Below are 22,684 nucleotides of genomic sequence, written 5' to 3'. Positions count from 1 at the left end.
TCAGAAGTCCGGCAGCATGTCGGCGCTGCGACCCTGATTGATCGCGTGAGCGCGGATCAGCGTGCCGGTGGCGCCGGCGCGGTCCATCGCGTGCTTGTCGGCGATCGTGTCGGTGTCGTCGCTGTCCAGGCCGAGCAGGTCGAGCTGCTTTGGCGGCTCGGGTTTTTTGGCGGGTTCTTCGCCGAGGCCGGGGTGGCGCTGCTGTTGCAAGCCGCCGTCCTCATCCGCCTTCGCATCGTCATCGGGCTTGCCGAGCCGGGTATCGGGCGCGCGGACCAGTCCGCTCCAGTCGTTGGGGCGTGCCTGCGGCCGGTCGGGATAGTCTCCGGGCGCGGGCTGCGGCGGCGGTGCGATCCGCTCGCGGAAATTGCGGTCCTCGTAATAGCGCAGCTTCCTCGCGCGGATCGGGGCCATGCCGGAGACAAGGACAAGCTCATCCTTGGGCGGGAGCTGCATCACCTCGCCGGTGGTCAGGAGTGGCCGGGCGGTCTCCTGCCGGCTGACCATGACGTGCGCCAGCCAGGGCGCGAGCCGGTGGCCGGCATAGTTGCGCATCGCGCGCTGTTCGGTGGCGATGCCGAGCGCGTCCGAAATCCGCCGCGCCGTGCGCTCGTCGTTGGTCGCAAACGCGACGCGGACATGGCAGTTGTCGAGGATCGAGTTGTGCTCGCCATAAGCCTTCTCGATCTGGTTCAAGGACTGCGCGATCAGGAAGGCGCGCACTCCATAGCCCGCGAGAAAGGCAAGACTGGTCTCGAAGAAGTCGAGCCGCCCCAATGCCGGGAACTCGTCGAGCATCATCAGGAGCTTGTGCTTGCCCGCCCTGGCGGGATCGGCATCGAGCTTTTCGGTGAGGCGGCGGCCGATCTGGTTGAGCACCAACCGCACCAGCGGCTTGGTGCGGCTGATGTCCGATGGCGGGATGACAAGGTAGAGCGAGACCGGATGGCCGGCCTCGACGAGATCGGCGATCCGCCAGTCGCAGCGCGATGTCACCGCGGCGACGGTCGGGTCGCGATAGAGCCCGAGAAACGACATTGCGGTGGAGAGGACGCCGCTGCGCTCGTTCTCGCTCTTGTTGAGCACCTCGCGCGCCGCCGAGGCGACGACGGGATGGATCTGCGGCGCATCCTTCGTGCCGAGGTGATTGGTGGTCATCATCCGCCGGAGCGTGGCGGTGAACGGCCGCTGCGGGTCCGACAGGAATGTGGCTACCCGTGCGAGCGTCTTTTCTTCCTCCGCATAAAGGACGTGGAGGATCGCGCCGACCAGGAGCGAATGGGAGGTTTTCTCCCAGTGGTTGCGCCGTTCGAGCGCGCCTTCGGGATCGACCAGGATGTCGGCGATGTTCTGGACGTCGCGGACCTCATGCTCGCCGCGCCGGACCTCCAGCAGCGGGTTGTATTTGGCGGAAGCGGGATCGGTCGGATTGAACAGCAGGACGTGGGAGAAGCGCGCGCGCCAGCCGGCGGTGAGCTGCCAGTTCTCGCCCTTGATGTCGTGAACCACGGCGCTGCCGGTCCAGCCAAGCAGTGTCGGTATGACCAGCCCGACGCCCTTGCCCGAACGGGTTGGCGCGAACGCCATGATATGTTCGGGGCCGTCATGCCGGAGATAGCGGCCGCGCGAGCGGCCCAGGAATACGCCGGCATCACCGTAAAGGCCGGCCCGCTCGATCTCGTTCGGCCTGGCCCAGCGCGCCGAACCATAGGTGGTGACGTGACGCGACTGCCGCGCGCGCCAGAGCGAGCCTGCGATCGCCGCGCCGCAGCCGATGAAACCGCTCGCGCCGGCGAGCGCGCCGGCCTTGTCGAAAACATGCGGCGCATAGGCATCGTAGTGATACCACCAGGGGAAGAGCGCCCAGGGACGATAGACCGGCGTGCTTCCAGCCATGAACCAGGCCGGACCAAGTTCGGGCTGGTAGGCGAGCATCGCCGCCGCCCATTGGGTCGCCGCCCAGAGGCCCGCGATCACGATTGCGAACACGACAAGGATCTGGCCGATGAGCAATTTGGTCGGGGTCACGTTGAAGCTCCCGCCCATACCGCCGGATGCGGTCGGGGCGCGGCTTCAAGACTCGGCTATGGGCCGCCCGAAATGAACGGAGCCGCTGGGGGCTGGTGGGTGACCGAAGGAGATCACTCGTCGGCGACTGACTCAATATTCCAGCTCTGTTCTTTTGATCGAGCTATGACCCGAGTTGATGATTCTGCCCTGTCGTTGTCCCTCGAGGTGGCACTGACCACCACACCGCACCGCCGATGACCCGCTACACCCTGCAAAAATCCGAGCTGCAAATTCGGGCTTGCGTGTCGGATTATCAGACATTATATCGCATTTAATGTAGTGAAATCGTGCGAGGCATGCATGGCGACAATCGCTCCTCCGCAGCCCGCGGCAACCGCGTTTCCCAAAGCCGACGCCATTAGGGCGTTGGTCGACGAACTGCTGCAAGTGGCCAGGGCTGAGGCACAGGTGCGCGGAATTGCCCTGCCTCCGGAAAACCCGAAGATCATCCAGGCGCCCGTGCCACTCGACTCCTTGTCCGTGGTCGACACGCTTTGCGCGGTGGAGCAGGTCCTCGACATCGAGCTTCGCGACAGCATCGTCCGCACCGGCGGCTACAATTCGATCGAGAAGGCGATTGACGACCTCCTCCCTAAGATCGAACGCGTCTGGGTTAAGAAGAAAGGGTCGAAGCCATGACCAATCTCGCACTCCGCCAGGAAGGCGACGAGCAGGAGCGGCGGCGCTTGGGCGACCGTCTGCGCGAAGCACGGAAATATCTCGGCCTCAAGCAGGAAGAAGTTGCTGCCTATCTCAAGATTCCCCGGACCGCGCTTACCGATATCGAGAATGGCCAGCGCCGCGTTGAAGCGATCGAACTGACGCGGCTTGCCCGTCTTTACCGCCAGTCGGTGGCCTATTTTACCGGCGAAGACGAGGCCTCCGCGAGCCTTCCCGCCGATGTCGCCCATCTGGCGCGACGCGTTGCGGCCTTGTCGACTGAGGACCGGGCCGAGCTGAGCCGGTTTGCCGAATATCTCCGCTCGCGGTCTGGCGGCGAACGGAGCTGATCGATGGCGTCGGATTATGCGAGCGCGGTTCGCGCTGGTACGATGGCAGCGGGCCGCCTGCATCGCGAACTCGATACGCGCGCACTGATCGAGACCCAAGGCGGCAGCGTCGATGTCTTCGGCGCGATCCATGCCGTGGGTCTACCCTTGCTGCTTCGTCCTCTGAAAGGCCTGCTCGGCGCCTATCTCAGCGCACCTGCTCCTGGCGTTCTCGTCACGACGGAACGACCGATGAGCATCCAGCGCTTCACGGCCGCGCACGAACTCGGGCATTTTTCGATGCGACACGAGCCGAGCCTCGACGATGAGAGCATCCTGCGCCGGATGCCGATGTCGCCCGAACCGGGAAACAACTTCGAGGAAACCGAAGCCGACGCCTTTGCGATCGCCTTCATGATGCCGAAATGGCTGGTGCTCGCGCACAGCGCGCGACAAGGATGGCAGATCGATCATTTCCGGCGCCCCAATGTCGTCTATCAGCTCTCGCTGCGGATCGGCGCCAGCTATGAGGCGACGTGCCGCACCCTGGTTCGCTACAATCTGATTTCGCCATCGGTGATGACCGACCTGCTCCGGACGCAGCCGCGCAGCCTGAAGGTCGATCTCCTCAAGGACTATCGGCCCGACAACTATCGCGGCGACGTCTGGCTGCTGACCGAGCGCGATGCCGGCTCGCGGATCGATGGCAGTCGCAATGATCTTTTCGTGCTGCAGCTCGAAGAACATAGCGGCGGTGGGTATCTCTGGGATCTCGACCAACTGATCGCCAGCGGCTTCGCCGTCGTTCGAGACGAGCGTGAGGCAATCGACGGCGATGGCATCGGTGGTCCCGTTGTCCGCCGTGTCACCGCGGCGCCCGATGCGCCGCGGCGCGGCCGCATGTCGCTCGACGAGCGGCGGCCGTGGCAGCCTGCGCCGGCCCTCACCAGCCTGACGCTCGATTTCGACCTCACCGGCCCGGAACAGACGGGCCTGTCGCGCGCCGAACGGCGGCACCTGCTCGAGGCCGCCTGACGCCCCATGATCGATATCGTCCGTGACCTTCGGCCGCTGTTCGGGCCTGCGCGCGATCAAGGCGCGCGGCCGACATGCCTCGCATTCGCCGCGAGCGACACCCACGCCGGGCTTCGCGACGGCTGGGCACCGCTGTCGTGTGAATTCGCCTTTTATGCCGCGCAGAAACGGGCGGGCAGACCGCCGACGAGCGGCGCACTGCTATCCACAATGCTGGACGCGCTACGGCTCGATGGCCAACCCGACGAGAAAGGCTGGCCGTATCTGGCAGCGGTTCCAGCCGATCATCGACTGTGGACGCCGCCGGCGACCGTTGGCCCGCTCTATGGCCGCAACGGACAGAGGGATGGAACCGACCTGTCATCCATCCTTGCCGCGCTGGATCGTGACACGCCGGTGCTCATGCTGACGATGCTGTCACGGTCTTTCTTCCAGCCGCGCGGTGATGGCGTCGTCGATCCGGCGAACGACGAACTCCCCGAGCCAGCGCAACGGCACGCGGTCGTCGCGGTCGGGCATGGAACCGTGGACGGCACCCCGGCCATTCTCATCCGCAACAGCTGGGGACCAGGTTGGGGCTTGGAAGGCCACGCCTGGCTTACTGAGCGCTTTCTAGCGCCGCGCCTTTTCGCCACGGCAAATTTGACGGAGGAAGTCGATGTATCTTCCCATACCGCCGCAGCCTGACTGCGTTGCTGGCTGGCGCGAGGCGGTCCGGCTCGTCGACCTCGCCACCGGACACCAGGCGCAGAATGTCGTCATCTCCGTGGCCGAGCCGACTGCGCGCGCAACACTCGCCGATCCCGTCGTGGCGGAAGTCGATGCCTTCCTTTCGGGCCATGGCAAGAAGCCCATCGAGACGGTCGCCAACACGATTTTTCCGGCAGCGCTGTACAGGCGCTACGGCGCGCCGCAATTCTTCGACCGGTTTCGCGACAACGTGCTGCCGAAGGTCCGGAGGTCGGGCGCTTGGTCGGGCTATTATTTCGAACGGATGATGGAATTGCCCCGCGCCGACGGCCAGCCAATCAATCAAATCTGGGGCATCGTCGAGCGCCTGCGCAACCCGAACGTCCGAGCGCTCAACAAATTCGAACTGCTGATCTTCGACCCCGCCCGCGACGTGAATGACTCGCCCTACGGCGGTCAGTGCCTGAGCTTTGCCAGTCTCAAGCTGATCGGCAAGGGCGACGATCGTCGCCTCGGCATGACCGCGCTCTACCGCAATCACTACTATATCGAAAAACTGCTCGGCAATCTGATCGGCCTCGGCCGTCTGCTCGAATTCATCGCCAAGGAAGGCGGGGTCGCGCTGGGTCCGCTCACGATCGTCTCGACCAACGCCACGGTCGACACCGCCAACTGGAACCGCGGCGATCTTAAGCAACTCTTTGAACGCTGCGATCAGGCGAGCGCACATCTCCGTGCTGCGGCGTGAGGCGCGCCCAACGGCAGTTCTAGCGGCTCATCGTTGTCATCCGCGACACCGTACAGGCTGAACATGCCCTCGATGAACTCGCGCTGCCCGCCGTAGCTCGGATGGCGGACCGCGGTGGTCGGAATGTCGAGACCGTCCAGCGCCAGGTGAGCGTCGCGCCCGATCGCGACGATCTGGCGGGGCCGGATCATTGACACGAGGGCTTGCAATATCGGCCAGGTCGCCTCGCGCTCGCTTCGCGTGTGGCATCGGTTCGACATCGGATCATCCGCTTCATGGGGATGGAACGGGAAAACGTTCCAGAGCATGACAGGCTGACCGATCCGCTCTAGCACACGCCAGACGATCGCCGCGGTGCGCTCCGCCACGGCGGGTCCCTGCGTCGCACGTTCAAATGCGATGCCGCCCATCAGCGTGCCGGCATGTCCGAGGTGAATTTCGTCGGTCAGCGGTACGCCCGTACGCCGCCCCCCGCGATAGCCGAGATCACGCGCGATCCAGATCGTTTCGACGCGATGATCAAGCGCCGCGGTGAGCAGCATTTCGAGATTGTCGCGGCGCCGGGCGGCGGCGTCGCTGCGGTCATGGACCGTGCAGCGATCGCGCCAGGGATTGAACACTGAGGGAAGTTCGGTCGCCGCCAGGGTGGACACAAAGGATTTCGGGGTCATGACGGCAATTCCTTGATACGCAGGCGGCGATTGGCGAAGTCGATCAGGACGCGGCCGCGCCGATGCTCCTGAAGGAAGCGGAAAGCCGTATAGCCCTGGAGGATCGCTTCCTCCCAAAGCCACAGCGGACAGCGTTCTGATTCGTAGCCGGCGACGAACTGGCGGACATGCTTCAGCATGTCCAGCGGAAGGCCACCGCGCTTCACGTTTTCAAAGTACCGGAGTTGCTGCGCTTGTCCGAAAATCCAGGAAGTTATGCCCTCTTCGATGAGAATCGCCCGAGCACCGTCTTCGGCGTCGTCGAGTTTCGGATCGCTCTTGCGCTTGAGACGGAGCAGCGCACGCAGCACTGGCGACCAGCCAAGCACCGCGACATAAGCGTAGTGAAAGACATCGTGGAAACGATAGTCGTCGGGTTCGAGCGCGTTGTCGGTGAGCCGGTCGCCGACATACACACCGCTTGAGCGTTGATACACGAATGTCTGCCCGCGAACGGTGCGTTCATAGACGTCGATCGCCATCCGCCGCGGCAATTGCTCTTCTGGGTCGAGCGCCGCATCGGTCGGCGCCGGATAGATGCGCTCGCGCGGCCAGCGATCGAAGATCTTGTGAAGATTCTTCACGGCGGCAGCCTCGATGGTAACACCGGATTCGTTTGCCGCCTGGATCAACCGGCGCATGACCGCGACCAGCCGGCCCGCGAGTGCTTCGCGGTCCTTCGCAAGACCGCCCGCCTGGAAATCGTTGATGAGCAGCCCAACGTCGCCTGCCAGCGCGAGCAGGCTATGCTCGAACTGCGGCATCGGTGCCTTGGCAAGCGGAATGTGCTGCGGCTGCAGCGCATGGAAACTGAGCGTTTCGTTGCCGCCCGTCTGCCATTGTCCGCCGTTTGTCGCCGCGGCGGCAGCGATGTCGCTGAGCGCCATGCGGCTGCGCCGTGCGATCGCCGCCAGATACCAAAGGACGTCACCAAGCTCTTCCGCGACGGCGTGAGCGTAACCCAGGTAGGAGGCATCGTCGCGCTGCTTTTTCTTGGCCTCACTGAGCAAGCTGCCGACTTCGCCGAAAAGGCCAAGCATCGAGAAGCCCAGTGCGCGGCCACCGCTGCGTTGATCAGTCCGCGCGGCCTGCTTCGCATAATCCGCAACAGTGAGAGCTTCGAAATCCTCGCTCATCGCCTGCCCTTCCGGCGATCCGATATCGCGTCTGCGGGGACGCTCACGCCATAGGCTTCAAGTGCCCGCAGTACGATCATCCGGATCGGCTCGCGGGAATCGAGCGACCGTTGACCGAGATCGCGTTTCGTAACGGCAGGAATCTGCACCTGAAGATGCTCGTCGCCGACATCGGTTTGCGCTGCGATATTTTTCATGAATCCATGAAAACATAATTTCATGAAAATAGAAAGCCCGAATCCTCCGGATCAGGAGACGCTCGGCCCGCTGCGCTGCCGCCCGAGTGTCCAGTTGATCCCGCCGTCGCGCATGATGCCCGAGACCGATTTACCGACATGGCGATCGAGAACAGAGCGCCACGGCACCAGCGTGAAATCGCGCGACCGTTCGATGAGCGCATGGCGACCACTCGTCATCTCGACTGCGCGCACGAGCCTGCCTTGAACAGCCTCCCCCTCTCTGGCCTCGGCGAACGGAACGCCTAACTTGTCGGAGAGCTGGCGGGCGACACGCAGCAATTCTCGCCGCTGGAGCGCGGCGAGCATCCCTCGCCGATAGACCGTCTGCCCATCCTGTTCGTCTGCAAGCTGTTCGGTGATCAGCCATTGCCGTCGCATCGCCTGCGCTGAACGAACCTCGTGCCCGAACCCAGCATCGCGCACTGGCACCGGCGCTTCGGCGACCAGCTCGCGATCGAGCCAGGTCGCGGCATCGGTTCCCGGTAATTTGTCGAGCGGGATCGCCGACAGGGTTTCAATGGCAACGGGGTGGTCGCGGAACTGCATGGCTTCGAACCTCTCGACCCTGGCGAGATGGTCCGGCGCGATGATCCAGCTTCCGTCGGGCTCGCGCTCGACGACGCCCGAGATTTTTCGCATCGCTTCAAGCCGCCGGACATGCGTTTCGGCGAAGCGTTCGCTGGCGGTCGGATCGTGCTTCAGATGGGCGTCGATCGAATAGCGCCCGCCGTTCGCCGCCGCGATCTCGTCGATCGTCCGATCGACGGCGCGAATGCCGCCCTCGCGTGGCGCGATCCGGACGATGGCATTTTCGGGGATCGTGTCGACCAGCTCGCCCTTGCCGATCTCGGCATAATGGGTGCGCCCGTCGATGCCGTCGACCAGCAGATAATGACGGTCTTCATGTTCGTCGGCGAGCCCGCGCATCACGACGCGGCCGATGATCGGCGTCGCCTCCTTCGCGACCGGGTCGTAGATGACGCGATCGACCGCAGCACGATCGAGCTTCCGCGCGGTCAGCTCGCGCTGCATGGTGCGGATGATGTCGCCGCGCTCGCCGATCTGGCGCAGTGTGTTCGCAAGGTCGGGCTCAAGCCGCCAGGTGCCGTTGCCGACATGCGAGGCGAGTCCCATGCGCCCGAGTTTCTGCAGGCGACCGACGCGAAGCGATTGCTGGAAGGGATCGCCATCGCTCGCGCTGACCAGCCGCGCGGTATCCATGTCGCGGATCAGCCGTCTGTCGATCGCGGTCAGCCGCTCGGCACCCGTATCGCTGCGAAGCCGCTCTTCGATTTCAAGGTCGGTGCGCGGCCCCAGGTCGAGGTTGACGATCTCGATCGCCCGCTGCCGGCTCCCGTGCGAGATATACTCGCGCGCGATCAGCAGATTCTCACCCCGATCGTTTACGCCGCGCACCACGATATGCGTGTGCGGATGGCCGGTATTGAAATGGTCGACCGCCACCCAATCGAGCTTTGTCCCAAGATCCTGCTCCATCTGCGTCATCAGCCGGCGCACGAACGGCTTCAAGTCGGGATACTGGTCGGCGTCCTCGGCCGACACGATGAACCGGAACTGGCGGCGGTCGCCGTCACACCGTTCGAGGAACGCCTTGCCATCGGCGACGTCGCTGTCGGGCGAGTAGAGCGCACCAGCCTCGCCCTCACGGGTCACGCCGTCGCGCTGAATATAGCGAAGGTGCGCCTTCGCACCGCCCATGCCTTTCCCGCCAAGGCCGACAGGCCGTATCTTGACGATCACGCGGCGCGACCGGAACGCGCCCAATCGGTCGCGCGATCTGAGCACCCGCGCAACACTCGCGCCGCGCCCGATCCGGCTGCCGTCGAAACGGCCGCGCCTGCCCGTTTTCATGCCGGCCCGCTTTGCCGCTTTCACGACGCGGCTCAGGTAGCGCTGCTCCTTGCCCCGGCCGCGCATCCGGCCCAGCTGCGGTTCGAACTCATCATCGCGCATAGCGGCGTCCTTCCATGCCGGAATGACGCTCCCCGCCGATAAGAATGGCGCGTCCTCGCCAGAGCGCAAGGAGTCTCGCGATTGGGATCGGAAAAGCCCAGAAAACCGCCACTCCTGGTAACCCTGTCTCGCACTCAAAGGGCGAGTCTCGCAAAAGCCTTCAAAAAACGATGTGCAGACAAACACTTACAAAATCGCGAGATTTTGCCTCTATCTTGCCATCGAGCCCGACTGCCACCTGCCGCCCCAGACGCCCGCTTTGCCTTCCCGCCTTCCCGATCAAAAAAGGGGAGCGGCGCCATGCGGCACCACTCCCGCGAACCTGCCCCTTCAACAGCGCATCGCCTTATTGCCAGCCTGCCTGTTCGGCCTGACGCAGCGCCCGATTGCACCGCTTCAGCCTCTTCTCAGCGGCCCTTAATTCGGCTTCGATCTGCCGCCGTTCTCCCGCGTCATCGCACCATGAAAGCTCCGCGCGAAGCTCCTCGATCTGTTGTTCAACCGACATCTCATCCTCCTGATACAAGCGAAAGATGAGCCATCGCCCGGCGGGGAGCGGGCGGGGTCAACCACCGCGCAGCGGCCGCGAAGCGGGCGACGGGGGAGCCGATTTTCTCGTCGCCGGAGTGGAGCGAAGCGGAACGCAGGTGGCGTGAAAATTGGGGGAACCGTCGATGGTTGAGGCGGTCCGTTCGCCGCCGGATACTCGGTGCTTGCTGAGCGGATTTCTTCCTCTCTGCAGGCCCGCAAGCGCGTTCCGGTGCAGGAAAAGGCCCACGCCAAGCCCTCAAGGCATGAGGAAAGCCCCGCGCCGGGTGACCGGCGCGGGGCCGATCCGGCTCAGTCGCCGGGGTTCCAGATAACGGCGAACGCGTCGTCGTCGTCCTGCCCGGCGGCGCGGCCGAGATTGGCGTAGAGGGTGCGGCCGCCAAGTTCGGGGGCCGACATGGCGAGGCGGACATATTCGCGCTGGCTCACCTCGCCGGTGCGGATCCAGCCGCCGCCCAGTTCGACGCCGTTCGACAGCACGCGGTAGTCGGGCTGGTCCCCGGTCTTACTGCGGTTGGGGATGATGGCGATCTCGGCATTGACCGAAAGCGTCTTCAAGGCGCCCCGGAACGAACCGTCGTTCTGGCGCTGGACATGACCGATTGAGGGCATTTCTCGTCTCCTTGCACATTCGCCCGACCCGATGCCGGGCGATGGGCGGACCGAAGGGACGGCCCTTGAGCGCGCTGCGAACCGCAGGCCGAAGCGAAGCGGAGGACCGGAAGCGCGGGGCTGATTTGGAGCGAAGCGGCCGCGAGGAGCGCCGCCAAAGCGGCGCGGGGAAATCAGTTCCGCGCGATGGTTTCGCGAGGCGCGCGGCCGTCCCAGGTCATGCGCCCAAGGAGCCGGCGACGGGTTGGTGAGACACGAAAGGACGAGATGCGCGCGCGGACAGGAAGCCCAGTCCGGCGTCTTTCCGGGAAGCCATGATTGCTTTCGCGGCCACGAGGCCGCGGCTATAGCCTCACGGCGATGAACGAAGGAACGACGATTGCGGGGCAGATCGAACGGCTGATCGTGCGGCTGGACGGCGCGGCGGTGTGCGATGCCTGCGTGACTGACCGGCTCAACCTGTCGGTTACCGCACAGGCCAATGTCGTCACCTGCGCGCTCGGCGGCACGCGCGGATTCGAGCGGCAGAAGGACGAATGCACGTTATGCGGAAGCGCCCGGACGGTGATCCGCCGCACCGCCCGGTAGGTCAGGCGGCAGGGGTTTTCGGCACGCGAGCGCGCAGTGCGGCGCGATTTGGGCTAGTTGCCGTCGCCCGCGAGCGCGCGCGACAGCGCCTCGTTGGTCGCGTCGATCTCGATGCGGTCTGCGAAAATCGCGCACCAGCCGCCACCGAACTCCCCGATGCGGGGCTTGGAACAGGTCATGGCCCATTCAAAGCCGATCGGCCCCTTGGCGAGCGTTTCGGGGCAACATCGCTGGATCACCACCGCGATGGCAGCGGCATCGAAATCGTCCATGCTGGCGAAACACACGATCCGCGCGGATGGATCGTCGGGGCAGGTTTCAGCGATGAAATCGGCTCCGATGGTGGGAAATTCGGGATCGTTGAACGCCTCGCGAAACCCGCTCCACCGCGCGTTCGCATCGTCCGGCGGAAAGGCTGCGAGCAGCGCCGCGCTCGGCGGATCGGGCGCGTCGTCATTCGCTAGCGCGTAGCCAGCGTTTGCGACTTCCTCGATCAGCGCGCACTCGGCGGCGGTGCAGCGAAAGGCGAAGCTGCCCTGAATCCAGATGTCAGCCATTGCTCGCCTCCTCCCGTTCGGGCGTGATGACAAGCGGGGGCACCGCGAAGTCGGCCGCATCGAAATGCGCGATGATCGCCGCATAGCTGCCCAATCGCTCGGCGGTGCAGCGCCCCATGAGGATATAGTCGTCCTCGTCGGCAGCGTAGCTTTGCGGTTCGCCGCTGCCGGTGAACACGGTGCGTTCCGCACCCCACTGGCAGGCATAGGCGCCCGACCAGCGCGCGAAGAAAAGCCCATGCGCGATGCAGAAGGCTTCGAGTCCCTCGAACCGCCCCCAGGCGACCTCGTGCGCCATGAGCGCCAAGGGCTCGCCCTCGGGCAGATCGCCGAGCGCGAAGGGTTCGCCGTCCCATTCGGTGGACAGCCCTTCGTTCGCGATGGCCTCGGCGAAGGCGGGAAGCTGGCTGGCGGGGAGCGTCCCGCCGATGGTGATGGATGCCGAAACACGGTCGGCCATGACAAGTCTCCTGTCTGAAATCCGCGCCGCGAGGGCCGCTTGCGGCCGAGCGGCGCGGCGATTTTATGGGGGACGGAACGGGCGGCGGGTGCGCCGCCGCCCGTCCAGTTTCATGCGGCTTCGCGCTCGGGCTGTTCCTGCGGCTCGGCCTTGGCAGGGGCCGGAAGCGCAATCACCGCGCCGGGGCCGGTCGGTTCCGGCTCGCGGTCGGGGCGCGCCGCGAGCACCTTGGCATGAGCCGCGACGGTGCCGACGCCGCCGCGCGCCGTATAGGTAGCGGGCGGGAACGCCATCCATTTCGGCACCCAACCCTCGACCTTGGGCCGCCCGTTCGCACCCTCCAGATGGTCGCGGACGATGCGCTTCAAGACCTTGCCCGGTTCCTTCGCATTGGCGGCGGCGACAGGTTCGCCCGCCACCTCGGCGACGATGCGGGTCAGCACCTCCTTGTCGCGGACACACTCGAAAAAGGCGTCGTCGGCCTGCCAGTAGCGGGCCATATCGACGCCGATCTCGCCGCCGACCGCCTCGATGGCGGCGCTGCCGCTGGCGAGCGTTTCGCCCATGACGATGACGATCACGTCCATTACGGCGCGGTCGGGCACGTCGAGCAAGCGCAGGAACACGCCGACCAGTCCGAAGTCGTCGCCGTTGCCGCCTGTGACGGTCGGTTCCTCGGGCGAGAAGCCGAGAAGGTCCAATACGGCGCGGCGCTTCGCGTCGAAGTCGGTTTCCGCGCGGCAAGTTTCGACGCTTTCGCGCACATCGTCGTTGCGCGCGGTCTGCGGCTCGGGCTTGACCGTCCACAGTGGCGACCCGACGATGACATGGGCGACCATCAAGCGCAGCGCGACCTTGGGATGACGGGTCAGCGAGGCGCGGACAGCGGCATGACGGTGCAGGTTGATATAGGTCTGCATCGTGCTCGTCACTTCGGGGCGCGGCACTTTGGGGCCGGTTTCGATTGCCTCGCCGCGTTCGAGCCGCTTGGCCTCCTTGCTCGTCACATAGCCTTCGTGGACCTCGACCTCGCCGCTTTCGCGCACATCTATATACACGCGCCCGCCCTTGCGCTTGGGTGCCTTGGCGAACTCATAGCGGTAGAAATATTCGCCGGGCGGGACGATCACCACGTCGAACCATCCGGCATCCAGATAGTCCTCCTTGCGCGCGTCGATTACGGCGTTCTGCGCGGTCCAGAACGCGTCGGCATCTGCAAAATAGCGGTCTTCGCCGAACAGATCGGCGACGATCGCAAGGCCGCTCGCATCGACGTCGAACAGGGCATGTTCGACCTTGATCGACTGCCCGCCGAACAGCCATGCCTTCAATTGCTGGCCGGTCGGGCAATAGGCGTCGTCATCGTCGTAGAGCGCCAGCCATGCCTTCTGCTGCTGCTTGCTCGCCAGCGTCAGATGCCGGACGGTCGCCGCGTTGATCTTCTCCTTGCGGTAAAGATCGCGGATGCGCGGAAGCAGGTTGCCGAGCGCTAGGATACGCTTCACGCCAAGCTCGGGAATGCCGAACGTCGCGGAGATATCCGCAATGTCGCGGCCCTCCTTGACCAGCCGTGCGAAGGTTTCCCATCGCGTCACCTCGTCGGGATCGAGCCGGGTGTTCTCGAGAAGCGATGCCTCGATGGCGTCGGCGTCGTCCCCGGCGTCGAGGATGGCGACGGGAAGCGGGCCGTGGTCGATGCCCTCGACAAGCGCGATGGCGTTCGCCGTCCAGCGCCGCCGCCCGGCGACGATTTCGTGGACGCCATTATCGTTGCCCGCCTGCGGGCGCACGATCAGCGGCACGATGACACCGCGCTTGCGGATCGAGGGCAGAATGTCGCCCACGTCCGGGGGCTTGGGTCCGTGCCGCATGTTCACCTTGGACGGAACCAGCTTGCTATGGTCGATAAAGTCGAGTTTCATTGGTCTGCTCCTTCTGGAGCGCCGGTCCCGTTTGTCTTGCTGGATGGGCGGGACCGGCACTCAATGCGGCGAAACGCGCCGCGCGTCATCCGGCCCCTCGATCATCAAGAGGCGGCGGAAGCTCGTTGCCGTTCCGGCTATCGGTGATGCGGCGAAGTTCGGCTTCGGCCAGAACGATTGCACCCATGCGCCGCGCGGTATCGGACCATAGCGAAAGCGGGGCCAGCGGCTCGAAATGCTCGTCGCGCTCGATGAACAGGCCGAAGGGCAAGCGGACGCCCGCAATCTCGGTAAGCGAGAACACGCCCATTTCCGGGCATCCGAACCCCAAGTCGGCGAGGCCGAACAGCGTGTCTCCATCGTCGTAAAGCTCGGTGGCGATCCACGTCGCCGCGCCGACCGGATTGAAGAATTTGACCACCGGGAACGGGTCGAACCGTTCGTCGCGCTGCTCGTGGAGGCGGCTGGCGCGCGCATTCGCGCGCAGCGCCGAAAGGATCGCATGGGGGAGCGTAATCATGCCGCTTCCCTCCCTTCGTCCTGCGTCTCGGCGTAGCGGGCAAGCAGCCAATCGGCGGCCTTGCTCGCCTGACTGGCCGCGCGAAAGATCGCGCGATTGTCCTCGCGCAGCACGTCGAGCCATGATGCCAGATAATCGGCGTGACGAACGGTCGGCACGATGCCGAGCGCGGCGCAAAGGAAGGCCGATCCCATCTCGGCGATCAATTCTTCGCGCGCATAGTCCTTGCTGCCGAACGCATTGCGCAGATTGCGATTGAGGCGCGACGGGTGGCCGCTGGCATGACAGAGTTCGTGCAGCGCCGTCCGGTAGAAATTGATCTGTTCGTGGAAGGCCGGTTGCGGGGGCACCTGCACATAGTCGGCGCTCGGGACATAGTAGGCCTTGTCCCCACCGATGCGGAAATCGACGCCCGATGCCGCAATGACCGCTTCGGCGATCGGCACGACTTGGCGTTCGGGAAGCGGTGCGGGGTCGGTGGCAAGGCCGGGGCGCAAGCCTTCGCACTGTGCGACGTTGAACACGGTGAAGCGTTTGAGGAACGGCACCGCGCGGGCTTCGCCGCCGGTCTGGCGCGCGCGTTCCTTCTCGGCTTCGGGGGTGAAGCGGTCGGCATAGACAACCCTTGTCCCGCGCTCGCCTTTCCTGACATTGCCGCCCGCCTCCAAGGCTTGGCGGAAGGTCAGCCACGATTGCGACGGATAGCCGTTCTCGATCACTGCTCCCCACAGGATCAGGACATTGACGCCGCTGTAATTGCGGCTGGTGAGCCCGTTGCGCGGGAGGCCGGGGGCGGCGGAGAAGCCTTGACCATTGGGGCGGCCCCAAGGCTGGACCCAAGGGAAGCGGCCCGCCTCAAGTTCGGAAACAATGCGGCCCGTCACCTCGTCGTAAAGATTGGCGCGCTCCGCCGGGGGCTGGCGTTTGCTGCCCTCTGCGCGCGCGCGTTGGCTGCCGGTCTGGTGCATGGCTATCCTCCAATGCCGCCCCAAAAACCCCAGGGCCTCCCCCGGAGCGGGGGTGGGCGGCGAATTGCGACCTGCCGGGCGCGGCCAGGAGGCGGTCCGCACCCGCAGGGCCGAAATGCAATGGAGGAGCCGGACCCGAGCGCAGTCGAAGGCCGGCTTGCGGGACGCCGGGCCGGGCCCAGAAGGGAGCGCCGCCCACCCGCGCGACGAGGGGAAGGCCCAACGAAAAATGCCGCCGCGCCGGTCAGGCGCGGCGACGACAGGCCGGAGCAAGGCTCCGGCATCCCGCCAGTCCGATCGTCACCTTTGGCCGGGACGCGCGAAGCGTGGCCCGGTGGAGCTTGGCGAACGGATGTGAGCCTAGCGGAATAGAGCGGCGGTCGCGCCGCAGGCGCGAGGCGCCTGAAAACCCGGATGCGTCAGGTCAGACCCTGCCGTCTTGAAGCACTCTCGTCGTGGTCGCCATGCGCGCGGTGACACGAGGAGCGAGCACTCGGCCCACTGGCCCCAACAGATCAACCGTGCAGCGGGGATCCGTTCGAACCGGTGCAAGCGGTCATCGCGGGCAACAGGCTCATCATGGCGGCACCGGCGATGATGATCGCGCCGACCGCCGCGGCGATGCCGGTCGCGGTCGGCCCCGCACCGCCGAGCTGCATCAGGCTGGAGACGACACTGCCGCCGGCGATCCCGGCGGGCACGGCGAAGAGAAGCGCGATCGCTCCGCGAAGCGGAACGGGCAACCGCGACGCGATGAGCATGCGTCCGATCAGCAAGACCGCGACGCCGACGACGAGGCCGAGAAGCAGACCGAGCAACGGCCCCAGTTCGCCACCCCCCGCCCACAGAAATGCGGCCGCACCGAGCCCGACCGGGAGTGCGAAGACGGCGAGCCGGAACATCGCCCAGGCGAAGAGGACGATGCCGGTGGCGGACAGGATCAGACCGAGCAACATCACGACCAACTCCATAGGCTCGGAACATAGCAGAAACACGATTCGGCATGAAGCCCCGATCGGCTCGCACTATGGGCGGTCTGGCGCGTTCTTCTCGGGCGACGTCGATCGCAGCGCGACGAACAGCGTGGCCGCACCGGCTTCGCTCCGGCCGGCAGGGGGCCGGTCGCCGATCGCGAAGAAGATGGCATTGACGGTACGCGGCGTTGCACTGGCGGCCGTGACAGCCGACCGGGAATTGACGGGCACTCCGGCGACGCTCGCGAGATAGGCGCGGGTCTCACCGGGCAGCGCGCGGCCGGTCCGCACGTGCTCGGCATAGCGTGCCGGTCCCGCGTTATAGGCTGCGAACAGTCCGGGATAACCGAAGCGGTCATACATCAGACGAAGATAGAGCGTCCCCGCCAATATGTTGTCGCGCGGGCTATGGGGATCACGTCCGAGCCCGAGCCGCGCGCGCATTTCGGACCAGGTGCCGGGCATGAGCTGCATCAGTCCCATCGCGCCGGCGTGGCTGGTAATCGGGCGCCCGTCCAGCACCGTGCGCCCGCCGCTCTCGGCGCGCATGACGCGCTCGATCCATTCTACCGGCACGCCGAAACGCGCCGAGGCTGCCTCGATATAGGGCCGCCAGTGAACGACCGACTGCGCGTCAGCCGGTGCCGCCGCCAGCAGCGCCAGGGCGGTGATGGCGACCCTCAGCCCAGCCACAGCAGTCGCACCTCGCCGATGACGTCGCCGCGCGATGTCGGTCCGAAATAACGCCCATCGAACGAATCCGGGCTGTCCATCAGCAGGAACAATGCGCCCGAACGCAACATCACGCAGCCATTCCACCACGGCATCGGACGGTCGCGGCCATCGGCTTCGCGGCGTTCGGCCACCGGGTGGCCGTTGACATAGATCTCCCGCCCGCGCGCACAGACGCGATCGCCGGGCGCGGCCGCGACGCGCTTGACCAGCGGGATATTGATCGGAATGTAGCGCCGCTCGGCGGCGAGCCGGCGCCAGCGGTCGGGCACCCGGACCAGCACCATGTCGCCCGATGCGATGTCCTGCCGTCCGCTGACGGCATAGAGACCGATCGGCGCGCTGGCCGATGCGTTCCAGACCAGCCACGGCGTTGGCGGCAGCGCGATCGTGGTCGCCAGCGCGGCCGCGCCGAGACCGATCAGCGCGGTGGGTTTAGCCGGCAGACGGGAGGGTAGCAGCCTAGCCATTGCCTCCCTCCCGCATGTTCGCGCGCGACCAGGCCTCGATATCGTCGATATGGTAGCGCCAGACGGTGCCATGCTTTCGGCACGGCGGGCCGCGCCGCTCCCGGCGCATCTTCTTGAGCGTGTCCCCCGCGAGACCGAGATGGAACGCGGCCTGCTTGGTTGTCAGAAACGGGCAATGCTCGCGTGCCCGCCGAGCGCGCTCCGCGGCCGACGACGCCGTGGCTCCACCGTCCACAGCGGATGAATCCGCCTCGATCCGTGTTCGCGCGCCGCCGCCTGCTTCGGGGTTTGGATCGTGTGTCATGAGTGCAGCGCCCGGTCCGACGAACCCGCGTTACCCGCCGATCAGGCCCGCACGCGCGGCTTCCTGTTCGGCGACATAGGCATCCAGCATGTCGGCCTGGCCGGGGAGCAGCGCGTCGATCGCAGGGAGGCCGTCGATATCGTCCCGGTGAAGCAGCACGGACGGGCACTGGCCTTCGACATTGCCGAGATTGGGGCGATGCTGGGCATAGCCGATGAGCGCGGCCAGATCGGGATCGAACGCTCGAGCGATGGCGGGCGGATAGACGAGATACTGATTCTCGAACGTCCGCAGCCATCCGAGGCAATAGGAGGTGATGACCGCGCGGCGCACATGATCGGACTGGTTAGCGCCGGCACCATGCAGGATCGATCCGAGGAACAGCAGCGCGGAGCCGGGTGGCATTTCGGCGGCGACCGGACGTGCATCGCCCGGTTGCGATGCCGCATCGTGATGGCTGCCCGGCCAGACCAGCGTCGCGCCACTCTCCAGCGTGAACGGATCGATCGGCCAGATGACGTTGATCTGATAGTGCATCCCGGTCTTGACGCCGCCCCAGAGATCCTGGTCGCGGTGCGGCACCTGCGCGAGCGCGCCGGGATGGATTTCGATCGCCTGGGTGAGGTTGAGAACGATACGATCGCACCATTCCCCGAGCACCGTTTCGGCGATACCGCGGATGATCGGGTGCAGCACAAGGCCGGCGATATGCCGTGAACGCCGCAACAACGCGCCAAAGCGCTTGGTGCGGGCTCCGTAGAATCCGCCTTCGCAAAAGGGCGTGGCGACGAAGCGCGGTGCGAGTTCGGCTTCGAGCGCGGTGATTAGCTCGGTCGGCACGGCGTTATCGACAATGACATAACCGTCGGCGAGCAGCATCGCGGCGAGGCGGGCGGGGTCGTGCATCGCCATTCCCTTCACGCGGCTCTTGCCGCCGCATCGGGAGTGATCGCACCCGGTACATAGATGCCGTTCGACGCCAGCAGCGCAGGCGTACCGGCGCAGATCTCGATGCGGAACGCTCCAAGGAACGCGCCATCGATGCGGCGCGCGGGGCCGAGCGGCGCTGCGCGCCAGCCCATCGCCAAAACCTCCTCGCGAAAAGCAGCGGTCACGACGCCGGTTAGCATGGTGATTCCGCTGCCGAGCGCATGATCGACCATCGCCGAGATGAGCCGGTTGCGGACACGCAGGCGTCCGGGGGCGCCCAATCGTTGCGGCAGGCAAAGTCGCGTAATCTCGCGAACCTGCTCCCCCCGGGGCGCATCGCACTCGCAGAGCGACGCGAAACGATCGGCGAGAAGATGTGCGCCCTCTGTCGATAGCAGCCGCATCGACCCCTGGTGAATGCAGCCATCGTCGGTGGCGATCAGATAGACCGCCTTGTCGCCGTCATAGCTGTCGATTTCATAGCGGCCGCCGACGACCGGAACATCCCAGCCCAGCAGATCGACGAACAGGGTCTTGCGGTCCTCGAACATCGAGGCGGCGCGCGCATCGGTAAGCGAGCACCCTTTGACAATATGGATCATGGCAGTAGCTCCCGTTCAAATTGAACAGTCGCGAAGGGAGCAGAGATGAAGGGCTCAAACAGTCGTCAATATTGAGGATGCGGCGATCCCGCTCAGAACCGCGGGACGATCTCCTCGATGCAGACGATTCCGCAGGCGAGCGCGATCGCCGGGAGCTGCGCGCGGGAATAGATTCCGAAATGTTCGCGCAGGTCACGCATGTAGGTGCGCACTGTCGTCGGGGCGATGTTCATCATGATCCCGATCTCGACGTCGCTCTTGCCCATCGCCGCCAAGCGAAAGCATTCGAGCCGCTTTGGGCTGAGATGGGGTAATTTCAGCGGGCGCGCCGGAAAGCCGTGCAAGCGCCGCGCCTCGGTAAACGCCTCGCTCGCCATCAGCGTCGCGATCCGGCAGATATGCGATGGCGGCAATTGCCCGTCGCGCGTTGCGAACGTACAGCATCCGGGCGGCTCGCCGGCGACGCCAATCGGAACGGTGAGGCCGTTGCGCAGGCCATGACGCGCGGCTTCGCGCACGATGCGCGCCTGTCGCCGCGTGAAGCCGCCCAGCAGTCGCTCCATTTCGTGCCAGCAGAACGCCCGGCTTGTCGAGCGCGCCGCGAGCAAGGCGGGATCGTCGCGGTAATAGCCTTCGGCGACGAAAACGTCGCCCCAGCTCTGGAAATTGTCCATGCGGAAATATCGCCCACCGGGCTGAAAGAAGGCCATGCTCTGGACGATCGCGAGCCATGGGAGGCCGAGCTGGCGTGCGGCGGCCTCGCTGCAACTGAACAGCTCGCGATCACTGTTCGCGCGCCTGGCCTGCTTAATATAGGCATCGAGGTCGCGAAACGGCACCGAGGGGCACTCCTTTCGACGCGCGCGTTGCGGGCGCGTCTATCGGGCGCGTGGTTCCAGCCCACGCGCGTGCAGCCCCCGATGATTTACTTGGTCTTGCTCGGCCGCCCCGTCGGCTTGTGCGGATGGCGCCGGAGCGTCACCGCCGGGCGCGCCAGTATCGCGCCGATTTCCAGTTCGTCGTCCGAAACGATCGAGATCGATATCCGGCCGGACAAGAGATAGACGGCATTAACGCCGAGTGCCTTCGCGAGCCGCTCCATTGCTTTCAGCGTCGGGCTCGACCGGCCATTTTCGATCGCACTCAGATAAGAGCTGCTCGTGCCCGCATCATGGGCGAGCGCTTCTTGCGTGATGCGCATCGCAAGCCGCAATTTCCTGAGATTCAAACTGAAGGACTTCGACGCATCCATAAGGGCGTAAGTTCACGCCCTGCGACCATTACTCCACACTGGATACAGGTTGGAGTTATTATCTATATTATTACGTTTTTACAAATATTTAAATGAGATTCCCGAACAACGCGCACTCAACTCTGATGCGGATTCTCAGGCGCGCCAAAAGACCGCATTCGGACGGTCGAATCGGTCGATGACCGAAGCCCTCACGCCAGGACATTGGCCGTGGACGCCGCAGTGGAAATCCCATCGGCGTCGTCACATCCGGGGCGAGCATTGATTTCAAGCGCCGAGCGAATCACGATGCGAACAACGTCCCGTGGACACGTCCGCAATCGCCGTTCCGGCGTGGCGTACAGGAATCATCGGATAGTTTGACGTGCCTGTGTGTCGTTGTCTCCTTTGATTTGAATGCAGCGCAGCGAAGCGGAGCGTCGCATTGGTTCATAGTTATGAAATCACCGTTCGTGTCGGGCCGCTGGCCGCCCACCATGCCAACCGACTACTCGCAACAGTCGGTTCTGGCGGTAATCCCGCAGCGGTCCGGTTTGCTCCAGCCCCGCCGAATTGTACTCGGATCTTCATGATGCAGCGGGATCGGTCCGGGGATCGGTAGTGACGAGCCCGAAAAACGTGGCGCCGGCATTGCCTGGAGGATATTGTCGATCTCCCGATAGACGCCTCGCGCTGCCATATGAGGATGGCGCGCCGCTTCGTCCGGATCAAGCACGGGGGCAAAGCAGGCATCGCTGCCTTCCAGCAGTGTGCGCCATTCTTCCCGTGTCCGCATGGCGAATATCTCGCTAAAACGCTGCTTGAGCTCGGGCCAGGCATCACGATCATAGCCGTCGTCAAAACTGCTATCGCCGGCCAACCCCAGCTTTTTGCAAAGCAGCGCATAGAACTTGGGCTCGAGTGATCCGACTGAGATGAAATTCCCGTCGGCGCACCGATAGGTCGAGTACCAGTGAGGGCCGTCAAGGATGCTGCAGCCGCGTATGCTGGCAACCTGGCCGGCGGCCTTCAGGCTCAGGAGCAAGTTCATCATGTGAGCGCTCCCATCGACGATCGCGGCGTCAACCACTTGCCCATTCCCGGTATCCCGCGCGTGCATTGCCGCTGCGAGGACGCCGATGGCCAAATAGAGCGCTCCACCCCCAATATCGCCTACCAGGCTTGGCGGCGCCATTGGCGGTTCACCGGGATGCCCAGCATACCAAAGGGCTCCTGACAGCGCGATATAGTTGATGTCATGGCCGGCCGCTTGGGCGAGAGGTCCCTGCTGCCCCCAACCCGTCATGCGACCGAATACAAGGCGGGGGTTACGCGCTAGGCAAACCTCGGGACCAAGGCCGAGCCTCTCCATCACCCCAGGCCGCATGCCTTCGATCAGTACATCGCCCCTTTGGACGAGATCCAGGACATGCGCGACGCCTTCGGGGGACTTCAGATCCAAGGCAATTACACGTTTCCCGCGGTTCACAATGGCGCCGCTGCCAAGATCGATATTTTCGGAGTTAGGGCTTACGCGTTCAATGACGACGACATCGGCGCCAAGGTCGGCCAACAGCATTCCGCAAAACGGCGCCGGGCCGATGCCCGCAATTTCGAGTATTTTGAGGCCTGCAAGCGGACCAGTTTTCGTCATTCAGGCATACCTGCGTCTGA

27 protein-coding genes are annotated in these 22,684 nt (G+C 65.0%); 6 read left to right on the top strand and 21 right to left on the bottom strand.

Annotated elements, in window-relative coordinates; all coding sequences use genetic code 11:
* Window positions 1–2,028 carry a conjugal transfer protein TraG gene (locus tag ATE71_RS05915; RefSeq protein ID WP_038292469.1) on the bottom strand — a complete coding sequence of 676 codons (2,028 nt, stop codon included), beginning with the start codon at window positions 2,026–2,028 and terminating at the stop codon, window positions 1–3.
* Between the two features lie 342 nt (window positions 2,029–2,370).
* Between ATE71_RS05915 and ATE71_RS05910 the strand changes: the two genes are divergently transcribed.
* The 5 genes from ATE71_RS05910 to ATE71_RS05890 are packed head-to-tail and all read left to right on the top strand — an operon-like array spanning window position 2,371 to window position 5,532.
* Complete coding sequence (locus ATE71_RS05910) at window positions 2,371–2,709, top strand: hypothetical protein (protein ID WP_017499939.1); 339 nt, start codon at window positions 2,371–2,373, stop codon at window positions 2,707–2,709.
* On the top strand, window positions 2,706–3,080 hold the full coding sequence (locus ATE71_RS05905) for a helix-turn-helix domain-containing protein (protein WP_017499940.1): 375 nt from the start codon (window positions 2,706–2,708) through the stop codon (window positions 3,078–3,080). The genes ATE71_RS05910 and ATE71_RS05905 overlap by 4 nt, the downstream gene beginning before the upstream one ends.
* A gap of 3 nt (window positions 3,081–3,083) precedes the next feature.
* Window positions 3,084–4,094, top strand: coding sequence for an ImmA/IrrE family metallo-endopeptidase (locus ATE71_RS05900; protein ID WP_017499941.1), 1,011 nt, complete (start codon window positions 3,084–3,086; stop codon window positions 4,092–4,094).
* Window positions 4,095–4,100: 6 nt separating this feature from the next.
* Window positions 4,101–4,781 (top strand): C1 family peptidase, encoded by a 681-nt coding sequence (locus tag ATE71_RS05895; protein ID WP_017499942.1) that lies wholly within the window; start codon window positions 4,101–4,103, stop codon window positions 4,779–4,781.
* On the top strand, window positions 4,753–5,532 hold the full coding sequence (locus ATE71_RS05890; protein ID WP_017499943.1) for a hypothetical protein: 780 nt from the start codon (window positions 4,753–4,755) through the stop codon (window positions 5,530–5,532). The genes ATE71_RS05895 and ATE71_RS05890 overlap by 29 nt, the downstream gene beginning before the upstream one ends.
* Here ATE71_RS05890 and ATE71_RS05885 read toward each other — a convergent pair.
* The 6 genes from ATE71_RS05885 to ATE71_RS05860 form a co-directional block, all read right to left on the bottom strand.
* Window positions 5,499–6,203, bottom strand: a complete 705-nt coding sequence (locus ATE71_RS05885; protein WP_017499944.1) for a uracil-DNA glycosylase — start codon at window positions 6,201–6,203, stop codon at window positions 5,499–5,501. The genes ATE71_RS05890 and ATE71_RS05885 overlap by 34 nt on opposite strands.
* The gene (locus tag ATE71_RS05880; protein ID WP_017499945.1) at window positions 6,200–7,378 is read right to left on the bottom strand and encodes a nucleoside triphosphate pyrophosphohydrolase family protein; all 1,179 of its coding nucleotides are present in this window, start codon (window positions 7,376–7,378) and stop codon (window positions 6,200–6,202) included. Before ATE71_RS05880 ends, ATE71_RS05885 begins: the two co-directional genes overlap by 4 nt.
* Window positions 7,375–7,575: a hypothetical protein gene (locus ATE71_RS05875; RefSeq protein ID WP_017499946.1), complete on the bottom strand. Its 201-nt coding sequence runs from the start codon at window positions 7,573–7,575 to the stop codon at window positions 7,375–7,377. The genes ATE71_RS05880 and ATE71_RS05875 overlap by 4 nt, the downstream gene beginning before the upstream one ends.
* Before the next feature lie 51 nt (window positions 7,576–7,626).
* On the bottom strand, window positions 7,627–9,591 hold the full coding sequence (rlxS, locus tag ATE71_RS05870; RefSeq protein WP_017499947.1) for a relaxase/mobilization nuclease RlxS: 1,965 nt from the start codon (window positions 9,589–9,591) through the stop codon (window positions 7,627–7,629).
* A 346-nt stretch (window positions 9,592–9,937) separates the two neighbouring features.
* Window positions 9,938–10,099 carry a hypothetical protein gene (locus ATE71_RS22710; RefSeq protein ID WP_168196079.1) on the bottom strand — a complete coding sequence of 54 codons (162 nt, stop codon included), beginning with the start codon at window positions 10,097–10,099 and terminating at the stop codon, window positions 9,938–9,940.
* 332 nt (window positions 10,100–10,431) lie between these two features.
* Entirely contained in the window at window positions 10,432–10,752 is a 321-nt protein-coding gene (locus ATE71_RS05860; protein WP_017499949.1) for a DUF736 domain-containing protein, read from the bottom strand.
* A gap of 360 nt (window positions 10,753–11,112) precedes the next feature.
* Between ATE71_RS05860 and ATE71_RS05855 the strand changes: the two genes are divergently transcribed.
* A complete protein-coding gene (locus ATE71_RS05855) occupies window positions 11,113–11,340 on the top strand; it encodes a hypothetical protein (RefSeq protein ID WP_017499950.1) in 228 nt (75 codons plus the stop codon).
* Between the two features lie 53 nt (window positions 11,341–11,393).
* Here ATE71_RS05855 and ATE71_RS05850 read toward each other — a convergent pair whose 3' ends face one another.
* The 14 genes from ATE71_RS05850 to ATE71_RS05785 form a co-directional block, all read right to left on the bottom strand.
* Window positions 11,394–11,897 carry a hypothetical protein gene (locus tag ATE71_RS05850; RefSeq protein ID WP_017499951.1) on the bottom strand — a complete coding sequence of 168 codons (504 nt, stop codon included), beginning with the start codon at window positions 11,895–11,897 and terminating at the stop codon, window positions 11,394–11,396.
* Window positions 11,890–12,357 (bottom strand): hypothetical protein, encoded by a 468-nt coding sequence (locus ATE71_RS05845; RefSeq protein ID WP_017499952.1) that lies wholly within the window; start codon window positions 12,355–12,357, stop codon window positions 11,890–11,892. Before ATE71_RS05845 ends, ATE71_RS05850 begins: the two co-directional genes overlap by 8 nt.
* A 110-nt stretch (window positions 12,358–12,467) precedes the next feature.
* A complete protein-coding gene (locus tag ATE71_RS05840; protein ID WP_017499953.1) occupies window positions 12,468–14,279 on the bottom strand; it encodes a ParB/RepB/Spo0J family partition protein in 1,812 nt (603 codons plus the stop codon).
* Between the two features lie 85 nt (window positions 14,280–14,364).
* Window positions 14,365–14,799, bottom strand: a complete 435-nt coding sequence (locus ATE71_RS05835; protein ID WP_017499954.1) for a DUF2958 domain-containing protein — start codon at window positions 14,797–14,799, stop codon at window positions 14,365–14,367.
* A complete protein-coding gene (locus tag ATE71_RS05830) occupies window positions 14,796–15,767 on the bottom strand; it encodes an ArdC family protein (RefSeq protein WP_017499955.1) in 972 nt (323 codons plus the stop codon). The genes ATE71_RS05835 and ATE71_RS05830 overlap by 4 nt, the downstream gene beginning before the upstream one ends.
* Window positions 15,768–16,282: 515 nt before the next feature.
* A complete protein-coding gene (locus tag ATE71_RS05825; RefSeq protein ID WP_136175471.1) occupies window positions 16,283–16,726 on the bottom strand; it encodes a hypothetical protein in 444 nt (147 codons plus the stop codon).
* Between the two features lie 66 nt (window positions 16,727–16,792).
* The gene (locus tag ATE71_RS05820) at window positions 16,793–17,434 is read right to left on the bottom strand and encodes a lytic transglycosylase domain-containing protein (RefSeq protein ID WP_017499957.1); all 642 of its coding nucleotides are present in this window, start codon (window positions 17,432–17,434) and stop codon (window positions 16,793–16,795) included.
* The gene (locus tag ATE71_RS05815) at window positions 17,422–17,943 is read right to left on the bottom strand and encodes a S26 family signal peptidase (protein ID WP_017499958.1); all 522 of its coding nucleotides are present in this window, start codon (window positions 17,941–17,943) and stop codon (window positions 17,422–17,424) included. The genes ATE71_RS05820 and ATE71_RS05815 overlap by 13 nt, the downstream gene beginning before the upstream one ends.
* Entirely contained in the window at window positions 17,936–18,247 is a 312-nt protein-coding gene (locus tag ATE71_RS05810; RefSeq protein WP_081095412.1) for a helix-turn-helix domain-containing protein, read from the bottom strand. Before ATE71_RS05810 ends, ATE71_RS05815 begins: the two co-directional genes overlap by 8 nt.
* A 30-nt stretch (window positions 18,248–18,277) precedes the next feature.
* Window positions 18,278–19,159, bottom strand: coding sequence for a phytanoyl-CoA dioxygenase family protein (locus tag ATE71_RS05805; RefSeq protein WP_017499960.1), 882 nt, complete (start codon window positions 19,157–19,159; stop codon window positions 18,278–18,280).
* A gap of 5 nt (window positions 19,160–19,164) precedes the next feature.
* The gene (locus tag ATE71_RS05800) at window positions 19,165–19,779 is read right to left on the bottom strand and encodes an acyl-homoserine-lactone synthase (protein WP_017499961.1); all 615 of its coding nucleotides are present in this window, start codon (window positions 19,777–19,779) and stop codon (window positions 19,165–19,167) included.
* 92 nt (window positions 19,780–19,871) lie between these two features.
* Window positions 19,872–20,618, bottom strand: coding sequence for a LuxR family transcriptional regulator (locus tag ATE71_RS05795; protein WP_017499962.1), 747 nt, complete (start codon window positions 20,616–20,618; stop codon window positions 19,872–19,874).
* Window positions 20,619–20,704: 86 nt separating this feature from the next.
* Complete coding sequence (locus ATE71_RS21615; protein WP_017499963.1) at window positions 20,705–21,031, bottom strand: helix-turn-helix domain-containing protein; 327 nt, start codon at window positions 21,029–21,031, stop codon at window positions 20,705–20,707.
* Between the two features lie 487 nt (window positions 21,032–21,518).
* Window positions 21,519–22,664 carry a CaiB/BaiF CoA transferase family protein gene (locus ATE71_RS05785; protein ID WP_026108913.1) on the bottom strand — a complete coding sequence of 382 codons (1,146 nt, stop codon included), beginning with the start codon at window positions 22,662–22,664 and terminating at the stop codon, window positions 21,519–21,521.
* Window positions 22,665–22,684: the final 20 nt, after the last annotated feature.

Source organism: Sphingopyxis sp. H115 (genome assembly GCF_001468465.1).
Lineage (GTDB): Bacteria > Pseudomonadota > Alphaproteobacteria > Sphingomonadales > Sphingomonadaceae > Sphingopyxis.
The sequence above is the reverse complement of the archived record's forward strand: the minus strand, read 5'-3'. Positions and strand labels throughout refer to the sequence as shown.